Raw genomic sequence first — 14,165 nt, forward strand, 5'->3', positions numbered from 1 at the left:
TTCCGCTGGAATGGATTTACTGCCGATCTGCCTGGCGTGAGAAAATCATTTGAAGCGTTTGCTGGATGCCGCGATTGGAATCCCCCAGCGAATGACGTCTCCGACGCGATGCAAGTAATTGCTTCTGTTACCGTGGTGTCGGCTCGATAGTCCGGTCTTGCGTTTTGCGGTGGCTGCCGGCCGCCGATCGATCGTTGGAGATGGGCCGATGCGTTCGCTTTCCTTTTTGAAGACAGCAGCCACCGCCGCGCTTGCCCTAATTGGCCTTGCCGCGATAGCGCAGGCCGAGACCATCCGGGTCGCGGTCGGGACGCAGGACACCACCATCAACTGCGCGACAGGCGGCCTATTGATTCGTGAGCTCAAGCTGCTGGAGAAATTCCTGCCGCATGACGGCAAGTACAAGGATGTCACCTACGACATCCAATGGAAGAACTTCACCAGCGGCGCCCCGCTGACGAACGAAATGGTGGCCGGCAAGCTGGACTTTGGCGCGATGGCGGATTTTCCGGGTTCGCTCAACGGAGTGGCGTTCCAGAAGGCGGGCCGCCGGAGCCTCTTCATCAGTGTTCTGTCCGGCAGCACGAAGGGCAGCGGCAACGGCATCGTAGTGCCCTCGAACTCTCCGGTTCAGTCGATCAAGGATCTCAAGGGCAAGACGATTTCCGTACCCTTCGCGTCGACCTCGCACGGCATGTTGCTGCGCGCGATCGAAGCCGAGGGCTGGAACCCGGAGACGGATGTCAACATCATCACCCAGGCGCCTGAAGTCGCGGGTCCTGCGCTTCAGGCCAACAAGATCGAGGCGCACGCCGATTTCGTTCCGTTTGCCGAGTTGTTTCCCTGGCGTGGGTTTGCCCGGAAGATCTTTGATGGTTCGCAAGCCAATGCGCCGACGTTTCACGGGGCGTTGGTCGATGCCGATTACGCGGAAAAGTATCCGGAGATCGTCGTTGCCTACCTGCGCGCCGCGCTCGAGGCGGATCGCCTGATCGCGAACGAGCCGGAAAAATACAGCGATCTGATTGCCAAGGTGACCGGTATCGAGGCGGAGGTCGTCTATCTGTTCCATGGACCGCTCGGCCTGCAAACGCGCGACGTGACCTGGAAGCCCGAGTATCGTCAGGCAGTGGCCACCTCGATCAAGACACTGAAGCTGTTGAAGCGCGCCGATAGCGACCTCGACATTAATCAGTTCGTGACCGACAAATACATCCGGGCGGCCGTTGCGGAAGCCGGCGGTGACTACGAAGCGCGGCTGAAGAGCTACGACCAGCTTGGGCTGAAGGTCCTGGATGCGACGACTGGCGCCAAGATCACGGATTTCGGCCGTGTCGCTCAGATTTGGATCAAGGACGAGCCGCTCGTTCAGCACTTCAGTTCACCGGAAGGCGCTTTGACGGCTCTTGCGGCCCTGGAAAAGCAAGGCAAGGCGATTCGCGTCATCTATGCCCAGGATCGCGAAACCGGAATCAAGCTGTTCGCAAGTCAGGCGTGGTTTGTGCGGTCGCCAAAGGGAGAGCTCAGTGCGTTCCTGCTCAAGGATGGGGCCGAAAGGTGGTCGACGGCGCATGGTGGCGTGGTGTTGGACTATGCCGGCGCACGGGAATCGCTTGTAGCGAGCCGTTGAGCAATGACGACCACTCGCACCGCTGTCCAGGTGCCGTGGGCGCGCTGGCTCGTTCGGGGTTTCTCGATAGTCGCTTGCATCGTGCTGTGGCAACTCGCCTCAGTTCTGCACCTGAGCCTGGGTTTCGTCACATTCCGCAATGTGCCGCCGCCGACCGAAGTTCTGCAATCCGCAATCATACTGCTCAAGTCGCCCAAGTTACTGGCTCATGTCGGCAGCAGCCTGTGGAGGGTATTTGCGGGGTACGGCGCAGCGGTCTTGTTGGGAATTGGCTTTGGCTTTGCGATCGGCCGCTCGCGCGCCGCGAGCGACCTGTTGCTGCCACCGCTCGAGCTGTTGCGGCCGATCCCGGCGGTGGCCTGGATACCTCTCTCGATCCTGATCTTTCCATCGTCGGAAGTTTCGATGATCTTCATCACTTTCATCGGCGCTTTGTTTCCTATCATTCTCAACACCGTGCATGGTGTTGCGAATATCGACCGCCGGCTGGTTGCCTCCGCGCGCAGTCTCGGCGGCACGCCTGCCGCCATTCTGCGTGAGATCGTACTGCCGGGGGCCGCGCCGAGCATCGTTACCGGGCTCGCCATCGGCATGGGCACATCGTGGTTCTGCCTCGTGACCGCGGAGATGATTTCCGGCCAGTTCGGCATTGGCTACTACACGTGGGAGGCTTACACGCTGCAGAATTATGCCGATATCATCGTCGGCATGCTCATCATCGGCCTGCTTGGCATGGGCAGTAGCTGGCTCTTGACGACATTGGGGCATTATCTGATGCCATGGCGGCAGCCAGCGGTCGCACGATGAATATTCGGATATCTGATGTTTCGACGAGATCCGTCGGACGTATCGGCATCGAGCGCATATCGATCTCGCTTGGGGGTGGCGCTGACGCCTTTGAGGCTGTCCGTGATCTCGATTTCGCAATCGCGCCGGGTGAACTGGTTTGCGTGCTCGGCCCATCCGGTTGCGGCAAATCCACCTTGCTCGGTGCTTTGGCAGGCCACCTGCCGGTAACACGAGGGCGCTTGACCGTGGATGACCAGGCGGTTCTTGGCCCGAGTCCGGATCGGGGAATCGTATTTCAGCAACATACGCTGTTTCCGTGGAAGCGTGTTCGCGACAATGTCGGCTTCGGCCCGAAGATGCGCGGCGTGGGCAGGAGCGAGCGATATCAGGCCGCTGACGAGATTCTGCGGTTGGTCGGCCTTGAGGGCTTCGAGCGCTTCTATCCTTCGCAACTCTCAGGCGGGATGCAGCAGCGTGTCGAGATCGCGCGTGTTCTGATCAACCGGCCACGTGTGCTGTTGATGGACGAACCGTTCGGCGCACTGGATGCGCAGACTCGCAGCATGATGCAGGAGGTTCTGCTCGACATCTGGACGAGAATCCCGACAACGACCATCTTCGTGACGCATGATATCGAGGAAGCGCTGTTTCTTGCGGACCGCGTCATTGTCATGAGCGCCAGACCGGGGCGGGTCATCGAGGACATCCGCCTCCCGTTCGGCCGGCCGCGCCGGGCTGAGCTTGTCACCGAGCCGGATTTTGTGCGTCTGAAGCGCCGGATTCTCGATCTCCTCAGACAGCCGGATAGCCCGGAGCCGCTTGCGCGTTTGAGTCCGCTCGGGATCAGGTAGGGATGCGTGAGAGATTCCGTTAGCGTCGCTACCTGGCTCGCGTGGCCGCCATTCACTCTGACGGGCGCCAGCAGCTAAGGTCGGACCCGCGCCAGCTCTGCTCGACGAGAGCCGGTCGGCTCGGTGAGCCTGGCGGCGAGAGCGGCACACTGGTTGCGGATATCGGGAATCGCGATGATCTCCCAGAACGCTGCCCGCGTCAGCGGGCCCACAGCAAAGAGCCGTTGCGAGACTTCGCCATCGCGGCCGATGATGGCACAGTTGCGATCTGTCTCAATACCGATGCAGAGCGGGTCGACGCGCGCCAGGCCGCGTTCGAACAGGCCGCGTATTGCCGGGTTTGGCGTGGCGCGCGGATCCTTGACGATGCCGGTGCAATCGACGACGGCGCCCACTTGCATGTTGAGGATCCTGGTATCACCGCGCCGGCGATAGTGGATGCGGGCTCCGTCGTCGGTCGGCGCGACGCTGATGACCTTGGCCGCTAACAGGCTGAGCTGCCCCGCATAGATTGCTTGAGACACGCGGGCCTCGACTTCCGGCGCCATCCGGTGCCGATACACATCCCACCAGGCGCGAGCGTGTTCGAGGAAGCGGTGTTTGGACGCCTGCGGAAGCTCGTGCCACAGCCGCTGGGTGTAGGGCCGCAGGCCGTCGATCACGCCACGCCAGTCACCCCCCTCGGCCGCATTCCGCGCGATACGGCTGCGGAGCCAGTGAAGCAGCTTGCTGATGCTGGCGCCAAACGGCACATCGGCTTCGTCAATGCGCTGGGCATTGACACGCCGATGTGGCTTTGCCAGCAGGCCGCGCCGCGACATCGCGATGATCGGCCCTCGATGGCCGTCGCGCAACAGCGACAGCACGTAGTCGATCATCGTCAGTCCCGTGCCAAGGAGCAGGACTGCCGCATCGGCATCAACCGGCGCGGTCGACGGCGGCGCCCACGGATCCGCATAACCCGCGCGGCTGGCGCGCATGTCATGTCCGGTCGCAAGAACGGCGGCATCGCCGGCCAGCGATTGACCATCGTCGAGCGTGACCGTCACCCCTGCTTGGCCTTCGTTGATATCGACACAAGTCCCACGAACGATGGAAAGACGCTCCACGTCTGCCGGATCGGACGTGTGCTGTTCGAGCAAGCTCGCGATGTAGTCGCCATAGATGCGTCGCGGCACGAAACAATAGGGATCCGGACAGAGGGGAACATCGAGCTCGCGCGAGCTAAGCCAGCCCCAGAAATGATCAGGCTGGTCCGGCAGCGCGCTCATATTCGCGACGCGCACATTGAGCAGGTGATCGGGATTGCCGGTGTGATAGGCGATGCCACGGCCGATATCCGGGCGCTGCTCGATCAGCGTGATGCGGAGATCGCGGGCAGGTTGATGTAACAGCTGATAAGCTAGCAGCACGCCGCTGGCGCCACCACCGATGATGATCACGTGCCGCCTACGGAGGCCCATCATGCTGCCACTCCATTGATCGGCCGGCCGCACCAGGCGTGCGACGCCGGCAATTCATGCCTTTGACTGCAAGTCGATACGCGACGTCAGAGGCAGGGATGGAGTGCTGACGCCCAAGCCTCAGGAAAGCCGTCCGCTTTACTCAGCGGGGTCGATACGGGGAGAAAGTCACTAGACGTGAGGGCCAAAAAAGAAGAACTCGTACGGGTCTTCGCGCCCGTCGGTTCGGTCAGGTCGTGCAAGCTTGCGACATTTTGCCTGGAACCGTTGAACCGTTCCACTGAAGGAATGAAGCCAGGAAGATATCCGACGCATAGACCCTCCTTCGCACCAGGAATTCGTTTCTAACGATATCATGTCTTCGCGCCGCTCGCGTTTGAATGTCGACGGTGAGTGTAAGTTCGAAAACGATGCGCTGTTCTGCGGCTCTTCTGAGGAGAGTAATTGTCTTGATGAGGTCGCGGTTGAAATCTCATTCCCCGTGCATGGACCGCAATCACCGTGAACTCGAGGCTCCTCTGCTTCGCGGCGGTGAAGCGTTGGCTATTGGCTCTGGCAGCCTCCGAGCTGCATGCGCTCACGGCAAGATGACCAAGCGGTCGATTGCCGGGTCGTGTCACGCTGATATGGTCAGCGCGGGCGGGCGGATCGCTATGCTTCGCCGCAACTCGTTGTCCGCAGGAGCCGGTTCATGACTTATGCCTTTCGCTTCAATCAGCCCGGTGGCCCCGAAGTTCTGAAATGGGAGGAGATCAAGCTCGGCAAGCCCGGCCCTGGCGAGGCGCGGATCCGTCACACCGCCGTTGGCCTCAACTTCGTCGATATTTATAATCGCGCTGGTGTCTACAATGTGCCGCTTCCCAGTGGTCTTGGGAGCGAGGGAGCCGGGATCGTCGAGGAGGTCGGCCCGGGAGTCACGAATTTGAAGTCAGGTGATCGCGTCGCCTATGGCAGTTCACCGCTGGGTGCCTATGCCGAAGAGCGCCTGATACCCGCGGATCGCTTGCTCAAGCTCCCGGACGGCATCGACGACAAGACTGCGGCGGCCATGATGCTCAAGGGCCTCACCGTGCAGTATCTCATCCGGCAGACATACCGCGTCAAGAGCGGCGACACTATTCTACTGCATGCGGCGGCCGGCGGAGTTGGTCTGATCCTGGGCCAATGGGCGAAGCATCTTGGTGCGACCGTGATCGGCACCGTCAGCACCGACGAGAAAGCTACGCTCGCCAAGCAACACGGGACCACACACGCTATTGTCTATTCCCGCGAAGATTTCGTCGCGCGCGTCAAGGAACTCACCGCGGGCCAGCTGGTGCCGGTGGTTTACGACTCGGTGGGCAAGGATACGTTCCTGAAATCGCTGGATTGCCTCGCGCCGCTCGGCTTTGCGGTGCTGTTCGGGCAATCCTCGGGAGCCATTGACCCACTCAATCTCGGTCTCCTGGCGCAGAAGGGCTCGCTCTATGTGACCCGACCGACACTCAATACCTATGGGGCAAAGCGCGAGAATTTGGTCGCCATGGCGAACGAATTGTTTGAGGTCGTAAGGTCGGGCGCAGTCAAGATCGAGATCAATCAGACCTATCCGCTCAAGGACGCAGCCAAGGCTCATGCCGATCTCGCCGCGCGCAAAACGACGGGATCGACGGTGCTTCTCGTTTAGTCGATTTTGGCACTAGGCTCGATTGCCCGCTAAACTCTCGTTTCAGCGGGAGATCGAGCTGGGAGGGCGTGCGGCTTCGGAAGCTCAAGTGGTGGTACGGGCAGGGCCGTAACGGACTTGATCTTCTCCATTGCGAACCGTGAGGTCACGTTCTTCAGCGCGATCGCGCCGATCAACTTCTTGTAGAACAGATCGTAGCTTTGCATATCGGCGACGACGACGCGCAGCACGTAGTCGACATCACCTGCCATGCGATAGAATTCGAGGACTTCAGGCATCGCGCTGACGACAGTCGCGAATTGTCTCAGCCACGCGTCCGAGTGATCGTCGCTCTCGACCGAAACGAATACCGACAGACCCAAGCCAATCTTGTTCTGGTCGACGATCGCCACCTTGCCGGTGATGATGCCCTCGGTCTCCAGGCGTTGAACGCGTTTCCAGCAAGGCGTTGACGACAGCCCGACACGTTCGCCGATCTCGGCGACCGACAATGATGCGTCCTCCTGGAGCACCCTCAAGATCTTGCGATCGATGGCATCGAGGCGACGGGACGGCGCTGCCGAAGGCGTTTGGATGTCGGTCATGTGCAGAAATTTCTTCCAAATGAGCTGTTGCAGACAATGTTAATTGAAAGGTTATTCTCCGCAAGCCGATGATATTTTGAAAAAGGCGATTGCCGGGGCAATGCTTTCTACAATCGTGGCCCCGCGTAGTGCATCGGTCCGCTCAACGAAAAAGAAGTCCCGTCGAGTAAAGCGCTGCTGTTGCGCAGGCATGGTCGACAACACGCACGGGTCGCGCGAAACGACCTCAGGACGAGAAGGATCAATACCTTGGGACATGCGCGGGCTAGGTGGCGGGCGGGGGATCAAATCGCAACCCGAACTGAATGTCGGTATCGGCGGTGCGCCTCCCTGATTCAAACCCGCCGTTCGACAGAGTCGGCGGCTCTCCCCGATAGCCTGCAAGCCAGTTCCTTAATCTGGAGACGGACCCCGAGTGTCCTTTGGCGCCTGGATTAGAGGAGCCGAGGCACGCTCAGGGAATGTCACCCTGTAGGCTCTTGCCGGTTGGTCGCGACCCTTGCTTGCGTTGGCAAGTTCGGTCCGGTTGGTCCGCGAAGTCGGTCGGCCTTGGGCTTCTGGCCTGGCAGGGTCGCAACGTGGTCTGCCCAGCGTTCGAGCGCCTCGCGCATCTCGCATGCATACCGAGCACGGTTGTACACGCCGGCAACGCCAGCCCGATGTCCGCTGACGTGGTTTAGGATCGCCTCCACGATGTGTGGCAACACGCTAAGCCGGTCGGCCATCACCGTGGATGCTGATCTCCGAAGATCGTGAATTGTCCAATGGGGCAGGGGTTCGCCCAAGGCTTCCGCGATCCGTAAATCAAGCGCCGCTTTCGATTTTGACCAGCCCGAGAACCCACGATGCGGGTCATCACTGCGTCGGGGCCCATCACCAAAGAGGAAGTTTCGGCCATTTCGGCGGGGCGGGAGCAGGGCCAAGGCGGCGGGAACCAATGGTAGCAAGTGCTCGCGTTGATTCTTGGTCCGGGCGCCTGGCAGCGTCCAGAGCCCCGAAACGGTATCGAGTTCGGCCCATCGCATGCTGCCCACCTCATCACGGCGTTGGGCTGTGAGGAGCAACAGACGCACAATGCGTCCGTAATCGTCATCGCCACAGGCCCGCCAGATGGCTGACAGCTCCGTCTCGGTCAGGACCCGTTCGCGGCTTCCCGGCTGCGCCGGTCGGTTGGTGCCGAGAACCGGGTTGGCGGGAATGTCGAGGCCTTCCCGAATTGCCCAGTTGAACATCGAGGACAGGGCGGTACGGGCGCGGGCCGCTGAGACCTTTCCATGACCTGATGCGATGTCAGCGACACGAGCCGAGATATGGCGGCGGGTGATCTGGAAGACCGAAACCGGATGCAGGGGTTTCCAACTGACCAACAAGTAGCGTTCGATTTCGGAATATGTCCGGGGCTTCAGCCTTTGTTTGGCGTTCCGCAGATATTGATTGGTGATCACCAGGAGCGTGTCAGCCGCCTGCAGGCGTGCCTTGGCTTTCTCGTCCGCCGGGTCTTTGCCATCGGCAACCAGGCCCAAAAGCCGCTTAGCCTCCCTGCGTGCGAGTTCGGGGGTCCATGGGGCGCCATGAGGACCGATGGTGACGAAGCGCTGCCGGCCGAACACGCGGTACTTGAGGACATAGGTCGCCTGGTCGCGTTGACGCCGAACGCCAAAGCCCCGCACCGCTTCGCGGTGGTCTGCGTCCCAAATAGTCTCGCCCGGCTTGAGTGCTTGCACTGCTCGGATCGTAATACTCGAGACCGCCATTGATTGCCTCTGTAGCTACCACGTAGCTACCAGAATAGCGCCAATTGCAGCGTAGGTAAGGCGAGACACGACGGTATTATTATTTGATAATGCTGCAGTTTTCGTGGAAACGGCGGAAATAGCGTAGACCCGGCGGAGCCCTTACTGTGTCTGTGGAACAGGAGGTCGGTGGTTCGAGCCCACCCAACTGTACCATCCACACCACCCAACGCGACGTCGCAAGCTCGGGCCATCGCAAGATCGCTTGCCGTGCCTTTGATCGCCGTTGGCGTGTCATCTCGCCCGCTTGCACTTCCTCGTGCCATCACCCACACTCCCCGAAACGACGCCTTAACGACGCCTAGTGACACCTTTGGGGGGATGCATGGGGACCGCCGGTTCAAGGAGATTTTCGTTTGCGTTGGTGCTCTCGATCGTCCTTGCAGCGCTGCTGCTGCCGGGCCGGGGTGAGGCTTACACGCCCGACCAGCAGCAGGCCTGTACGCCGGATGCGTTCCGGCTTTGTGGTCCCGAGATTCCCGATGTCGATCGCATCACGGCCTGCATGATCAGGAACAGGGCGCAGCTGTCACCGGCCTGCCGCGTGTTCTTCCGCGCAGATCCCGAGCCGCGCGAGGCGAGCGAGCGGCGGCCTGCGAAGCGGAAGCTCTCCAACTCGCACAAGGCGAAGAAGTCCACCCACTGACGTCCGCCCCTGAGCTGGTTCCCATCACGCGCACGCGAGAGCCGCCAGCCTCGGCGCGTTGTCCTGACGCGAACCGTTGTGCATTCGCGCGTGCTGATGGCTCGGCGGCAATTTCAAGACCGTCATGCGCGACAGACTGACGCCTTGTGACGCTGTCACGCAGCATCATCTCTGGAGCTTGTGTGGTTTGCCAAATCCGTTTCGCGACGGAACGGATGGAGTGAGGCGCGTGAGCGAATACGACAAGCAAGAGATCGATCGGCACTTCGCCTGGTTCGAAGCCAAGCTTCCGGAAAGGCCGGCGCGCTTCGTCGCGTGGCTGCGCAAGCCGTCATCGCGCTACGTGCGGATTCCGCTCGCGATCCTCCTGATGATCGGCGGCATCTTCAGCTTCCTGCCGGTGCTCGGACTCTGGATGTTGCCGCTCGGACTCCTTTTGTTCGCGCAGGATGTGCCGTTGTTGCAGAAACCGACGGCGCAATTGCTCGGCTGGATCGAGCGCAAGTGGATCGCGCGCCAGCGCGCCAAAACTGCCGAAAAGCGCTAGGCGTGAGTCTTATCAAACGCTTAGCGCTTCCATTTTCGGTTGTGTCATAAGTTGAGTGTGACTCAAAAAGCAGACTGCGCCGGTAATCTTGGCCACTTTGCGGATTGCAAGAAGTTTCTTCTTTCGCGAATCAGCGTGCTGATTCATTTTCGCCTCCTGGGGTCAATCTGGAGGCCAACGTATGAACGTGATTGTTTTCGCTTCGCGTAAAGGGGGCTCGGGGAAAAGTACCCTGGCTGCTCACCTCGCCGCGCAAGTGCACAAGGCAACGAAGCCCTGTCTGCTGATCGACGCCGATCCGCAGGGCTCGCTGACGCTCTGGCATAAATTGCGCGGCACCAACGAGCCGGCGATCAAGACGGCGGTGAACTCGGTCAGCGGGATCATTGCTCAAGCGAAGCGCGACGGCATCGAGTGGGTGTTCATCGACACGCCGCCGAATTTGTCGGCCGTGGTCGACGACTCCATCAAGAACGCCACGATGGTGATCATTCCGGCGCGGCCCGGCGTGTTCGACGTCAACGCGGTGCAGGAAACGATTCAGACCTGCCGCTCGATGCGCAAGCCCTACGCCGTCGTGATCAACGGCGCGCCTGCGCAGCGTGACGGCGCCGAAAGCCGCATCGTCGCGATCGCGCGTGAGGCGCTGGCGAAATTCCGCGCACCGGTGTGGAGCGGCCAGATCACCAACCGCGCCGACCTTCTGATGGCGCTCGGCCAGGGTGAAGGCGCGCGCGAATATTATGCGGAAGGCCGCGCTGCCGCCGAGATCAATCGGTTGTGGGCCGCGATCGAACGCTCGATCAAGGCGATCCGCGGCACGGCGTCGGCTTCCGGCGCGATGCACAAGCAGGCGGCGTAACAACGCCGCTTTGGTTCGAACTGGAAAGAAACGCGCGGCACTCGCGCGTTTTTTGCGTGGTGCTTATTCGGTGAGATGTCATTCCGGGATGGTGCGTAAGCACCAGACCCGGAATCTCGAGATTCCCCGATGCGCAATTGCGCATCTGAGGTTCATGCTTCGCATGCCCCGGAATGACAGGTCTCACGCCACCATCAGCAGATAGAACGCGATCACCGGCGCCAGGGTCAGGATCACCGACCAGATGCCGACAGCCCACAGAATATCCTCGGTCGTAAAGCCCGGCTCACCCGGCCTCACGGCAATAAAACCATTCCTCGAATTCACGACGCCCCCGCGTTGGTCTTCAGCGCAATGCGGAGACTGATACGCGAGCGGTTTTAAGATCCCGCTCGGAATTTTGCTGGCATTTGCGCGCGGGTGCTACTTCGGATTAACCACAGCCCGGGCGGCAGGCCGCGTCCGGCGGGAGCGCGAAAGCCTCAGTGCATGCCCCCGTCGCGATCGCGGATCGCGCCGAGATGCTCGTTGATCCGGAACACGATCAGGATGAACTCGGCGGCGATGCGCGACAACACGATGCCGACGAAGATGCTGGCGATCGACGCGAGCAACTGGATGAAGCCCACGAACGGGCTGATCGCCATCGCGGTGAGGCTCCACAGGATGCCGGAGATCCCGAACAGCACGATGACCGCGATCACCAGCCAGTAGAACGTCTTGATGATCGTGGGCGTGATGAAGCGGTCCCACTGAAACAGATCCTGGAAATCGAACATCATGGTTCTCCCGGCCAGCCGAAATATGATTCGCGTCTCGTTCATCCTACTGCGTCACCCCCGGCGTGATCACTTCGTCCCGGCAGCCTGCGCAGCAGGCGTCGGTCAGGACGAGGCGTTTCGCCGGGCCAATGGCTCGGGCCGGCGCCAAAGCGCCTCCGCACCCAAAGGGATCGCTGCCGCAGAAGCCCAATCAGTCTCGCCAAAGCCAGGCCCGGGACCGGGCGCCGGCAGTCCAGGGGCGAGCTATGCGAGTGGGCTGGTTGTGATTGCTGCAAATAACGGCCACAATCGGGCTTCCCTCCAGCATATCCTCACCCAATGACCACGCTGACCTTCGAAGACTTCAAGCCCGGCCGTTTCGGCACGTTCGGCCCGCGCCACGTTTCGCGCGAGGAGATCCTCGCCTTTGCCGCCGAATTCGACCCGCAGCCGATGCATCTCGACGAGGAGGCGGCGAAGAAATCCATGCTCCGCGGCCTGTCGGGCTCGGGCTGGCATCTCGGCTCGCTGATGATGCGGATGATGTTCGACGGCTTCATCGGCCGCACCGCCTCGCTGGGCGCGCCCGGGGTCAACGAGATGCGCTGGGTGGCGCCGCTGCGTCCGGGCGACGATTTGACGCTGGATGTCGATGTCATTGAAGCGCGGGTCTCGAAGAGCCGCCTCGAGACCGGCATCGTCACCTTCAAGAGCACGATCCGCAACGCGCGCGGCGAGATGCTGTGCGAGATGGAGGCGCCGATCATGATCAGCCGCCGTGACGCTGCGAGCGCATAGGAGACATCATGCGCTTTTTTGAAGACATCGAGATCGGCGCACGGCGCGAGTTCGGCTCATTCACCTTTACCGCCGAGGACATCAAGCGGTTTGCCGCGCAGTTCGATCCGCAGCGCTTCCATCTCGACGAGGAGGAGGGGCGCAAGTCGCTGTTCGGCGGGCTCGCCGCATCGGGCTGGCACGTCGCCAGCGTCTGCATGAAGCTGCTCGTCGCCGACGGCAAGCGGCTCGCCGCGGAAGCCGCCGCCCGCGGCGAGACGGTCGCGGTCTGGGGACCGTCGCCGGGCTTCCGTGAGCTGCGCTGGATCCGCCCGGTGCTATCAGGCGACACCATCAGCTTCACCAACCAGATCGAGACCAAACGCACGTCCGAGAAGCGGCCGGAATGGGGCATCCTTCAGGCGCGCAACACCGGCGTCAATCAGCGCAATGAGGTGGTGTTCTCGTTCCTCGCGACCGCCTTCGTACCGCGCCGGAATCCGGGTTCCTGATGTTGCCCCAGCGCCTCTGATGTTGCACGGACGCCATGGTTGGCAGCTACTTCTGCTGCCGACGTAGTTGTGCGTTGCGTGGAACTCATTTTTTGCTAACGCATTTTGAACCTTTGTCCCTGCCTTATGGCCGGGGGCACGAGCACTTGGGCGAACACTTGGCCTGGCAATTGGGCCGAACACCTGGGGACGACTATGGCAGATCGCAGCGCGCTGAAACTCGTCGGCATTATCTTTGCGACGGTCACAGTTGTCGTGATGGTGGCCACCGGAATGGTCGTGAAGGGCTTTGCGGACGGCAATTATTCCTTCGAGACCACCGCGAGCATCGACCGCTGATCGACCGTCTGTAACCCTCGGCGCTCGAGCGAGCGCCGTGGCGCGCATTCGCGTTTTTCAATGTGACCCGTCGGCAGGCTGCGTCACACTTCTCCCGATCCCGATACTTAACGATTCCAGATCAGCACCATCACGACGGTCGCGGCTGCCAGGATGGCGAGGAACCGGATCATGATCGTGCCGATGCCCTGCTGCGGCTGGCGCAGCGGTATAGGATCGGCGGCGTTATCCGGCCGGACGCTCTGCATGAATTCTCTCCAAATGGACGTCCCGCCAAGGCGCGGTCCGGACGCGAATTCCGGATTGGACGCGGGCTCGGCATCTCAAGTTCAAATCGGCTTCTGCAAGAATTGATGCCGCGGAGTTTACACCGCGCTGAATAACGAATCGTTCTGCGCTGAATCGGCCCGCGCAAAACGAAGCCGCCGCCCCCTGTTCGGGAGGCGGCGGCCATCAGTCTGGAACTGATCGGGATCAGCTGTTGCGCAGGCCGTCGGCGGCGCGCTTCCACTGCGAGACGTTGTCGGCGATCATGCGCGTCGACTTCATCGCGGCCTGGCTGAGCTGGGCATAGCCGGAGATCTCGCGCTGGACGCGCTGGCCCTCGGCATGCAGCAGGTCGCGCAGGCTCTCGAGCTCGCCGATCAGCTTCTCGATCTCGGCGAGCGAGGTGCCGGCGACGCGCTGGATCAGCGAGTTGACGTTGCTGACGGTGGCATCGGTATTGGTGTCGGTCGGCGCGGTCTCCGGGCTCGCCACCGGCCGGCGCAGATAGGCGATGTCGTTGCGCACGAAGTCGCGGATGCCGGCTTCGACTTCCGAGACCGCAGCAAGGTTGGAATCGACCTCGGAAGTCGTTTCAGCGGCTTCCTCGGTACGGTTGGTGGCGTTCATCGGCTTTCCCCTGGTTCGCAATAGCGAAGCGCGGCTTGTCCCCCGCACGAC

At 61.5% G+C, this 14,165-nt stretch carries 17 protein-coding genes; 10 read left to right on the plus strand and 7 right to left on the minus strand.

All coding sequences use genetic code 11. The features are described from left to right. Window positions 1-208 precede the first annotated feature (208 nt). Genes AAFG07_RS06495 through AAFG07_RS06505 form a run of 3 tightly spaced genes read left to right on the plus strand, consistent with a single transcriptional unit; the run spans window position 209 to window position 3,270 of the window. Window positions 209-1,630, plus strand: coding sequence for an ABC transporter substrate-binding protein (locus AAFG07_RS06495; RefSeq protein WP_342726511.1), 1,422 nt, complete (start codon window positions 209-211; stop codon window positions 1,628-1,630). Between the two features lie 3 nt (window positions 1,631-1,633). After that, window positions 1,634-2,437 (plus strand): ABC transporter permease, encoded by an 804-nt coding sequence (locus AAFG07_RS06500; RefSeq protein ID WP_168855571.1) that lies wholly within the window; start codon window positions 1,634-1,636, stop codon window positions 2,435-2,437. Further along, complete coding sequence (locus AAFG07_RS06505) at window positions 2,434-3,270, plus strand: ABC transporter ATP-binding protein (protein ID WP_342729070.1); 837 nt, start codon at window positions 2,434-2,436, stop codon at window positions 3,268-3,270. Before AAFG07_RS06500 ends, AAFG07_RS06505 begins: the two co-directional genes overlap by 4 nt. Window positions 3,271-3,344: 74 nt before the next feature. Here the strand turns inward: AAFG07_RS06505 and AAFG07_RS06510 are convergent, their stop codons facing one another. Then, window positions 3,345-4,736, minus strand: a complete 1,392-nt coding sequence (locus tag AAFG07_RS06510) for an FAD/NAD(P)-binding protein (RefSeq protein ID WP_342726512.1) — start codon at window positions 4,734-4,736, stop codon at window positions 3,345-3,347. A gap of 688 nt (window positions 4,737-5,424) precedes the next feature. Here AAFG07_RS06510 and AAFG07_RS06515 point away from each other — a divergent pair. Further along, a complete protein-coding gene (locus tag AAFG07_RS06515) occupies window positions 5,425-6,399 on the plus strand; it encodes a quinone oxidoreductase (RefSeq protein ID WP_342726513.1) in 975 nt (324 codons plus the stop codon). Window positions 6,400-6,428: 29 nt separating this feature from the next. Here AAFG07_RS06515 and AAFG07_RS06520 read toward each other — a convergent pair whose 3' ends face one another. Together AAFG07_RS06520 and AAFG07_RS06525 are read right to left on the minus strand one after the other, a co-directional pair. Then, entirely contained in the window at window positions 6,429-6,983 is a 555-nt protein-coding gene (locus tag AAFG07_RS06520) for an Lrp/AsnC family transcriptional regulator (protein WP_342726514.1), read from the minus strand. Window positions 6,984-7,447: 464 nt separating this feature from the next. Continuing rightward, a complete protein-coding gene (locus AAFG07_RS06525; protein WP_342726515.1) occupies window positions 7,448-8,707 on the minus strand; it encodes a site-specific integrase in 1,260 nt (419 codons plus the stop codon). A 394-nt stretch (window positions 8,708-9,101) separates the two neighbouring features. On the opposite strand from AAFG07_RS06525, the gene AAFG07_RS06530 reads away from it, so the two are divergent. The 3 genes from AAFG07_RS06530 to AAFG07_RS06540 all read left to right on the plus strand — a co-directional run bounded on the left by AAFG07_RS06530 (window position 9,102) and on the right by AAFG07_RS06540 (window position 10,831). After that, complete coding sequence (locus tag AAFG07_RS06530; protein WP_342726516.1) at window positions 9,102-9,422, plus strand: hypothetical protein; 321 nt, start codon at window positions 9,102-9,104, stop codon at window positions 9,420-9,422. 229 nt (window positions 9,423-9,651) lie between these two features. After that, window positions 9,652-9,969: a hypothetical protein gene (locus AAFG07_RS06535; protein WP_342726517.1), complete on the plus strand. Its 318-nt coding sequence runs from the start codon at window positions 9,652-9,654 to the stop codon at window positions 9,967-9,969. Between the two features lie 181 nt (window positions 9,970-10,150). After that, window positions 10,151-10,831 carry a ParA family protein gene (locus AAFG07_RS06540; protein ID WP_021081815.1) on the plus strand — a complete coding sequence of 227 codons (681 nt, stop codon included), beginning with the start codon at window positions 10,151-10,153 and terminating at the stop codon, window positions 10,829-10,831. A 183-nt stretch (window positions 10,832-11,014) separates the two neighbouring features. On the opposite strand, the gene AAFG07_RS06545 is transcribed toward AAFG07_RS06540, so the two are convergent. Together AAFG07_RS06545 and AAFG07_RS06550 are read right to left on the minus strand one after the other, a co-directional pair. Beyond that, window positions 11,015-11,158, minus strand: a complete 144-nt coding sequence (locus AAFG07_RS06545) for a hypothetical protein (RefSeq protein ID WP_171947763.1) — start codon at window positions 11,156-11,158, stop codon at window positions 11,015-11,017. A gap of 155 nt (window positions 11,159-11,313) precedes the next feature. Continuing rightward, window positions 11,314-11,610 carry a DUF4282 domain-containing protein gene (locus AAFG07_RS06550; protein WP_092126096.1) on the minus strand — a complete coding sequence of 99 codons (297 nt, stop codon included), beginning with the start codon at window positions 11,608-11,610 and terminating at the stop codon, window positions 11,314-11,316. A 321-nt stretch (window positions 11,611-11,931) separates the two neighbouring features. Between AAFG07_RS06550 and AAFG07_RS06555 the strand changes: the two genes are divergently transcribed. The 3 genes from AAFG07_RS06555 to AAFG07_RS06565 all read left to right on the plus strand — a co-directional run bounded on the left by AAFG07_RS06555 (window position 11,932) and on the right by AAFG07_RS06565 (window position 13,220). After that, entirely contained in the window at window positions 11,932-12,390 is a 459-nt protein-coding gene (locus AAFG07_RS06555) for a MaoC family dehydratase (RefSeq protein WP_342726518.1), read from the plus strand. A gap of 8 nt (window positions 12,391-12,398) precedes the next feature. Continuing rightward, window positions 12,399-12,881 (plus strand): MaoC family dehydratase, encoded by a 483-nt coding sequence (locus tag AAFG07_RS06560; RefSeq protein WP_342726519.1) that lies wholly within the window; start codon window positions 12,399-12,401, stop codon window positions 12,879-12,881. Window positions 12,882-13,076: 195 nt separating this feature from the next. Continuing rightward, on the plus strand, window positions 13,077-13,220 hold the full coding sequence (locus AAFG07_RS06565; RefSeq protein WP_223969772.1) for a hypothetical protein: 144 nt from the start codon (window positions 13,077-13,079) through the stop codon (window positions 13,218-13,220). Window positions 13,221-13,327: 107 nt separating this feature from the next. Here AAFG07_RS06565 and AAFG07_RS06570 read toward each other — a convergent pair whose 3' ends face one another. After that, complete coding sequence (locus AAFG07_RS06570; protein ID WP_342726520.1) at window positions 13,328-13,468, minus strand: hypothetical protein; 141 nt, start codon at window positions 13,466-13,468, stop codon at window positions 13,328-13,330. Window positions 13,469-13,694: 226 nt separating this feature from the next. Continuing rightward, window positions 13,695-14,114 carry a hypothetical protein gene (locus tag AAFG07_RS06575; RefSeq protein ID WP_092117486.1) on the minus strand — a complete coding sequence of 140 codons (420 nt, stop codon included), beginning with the start codon at window positions 14,112-14,114 and terminating at the stop codon, window positions 13,695-13,697. Window positions 14,115-14,165: the final 51 nt, after the last annotated feature.

Origin of the sequence: Bradyrhizobium sp. B097 (assembly GCF_038957035.1) — a bacterium.
Taxonomy (GTDB): domain Bacteria; phylum Pseudomonadota; class Alphaproteobacteria; order Rhizobiales; family Xanthobacteraceae; genus Bradyrhizobium.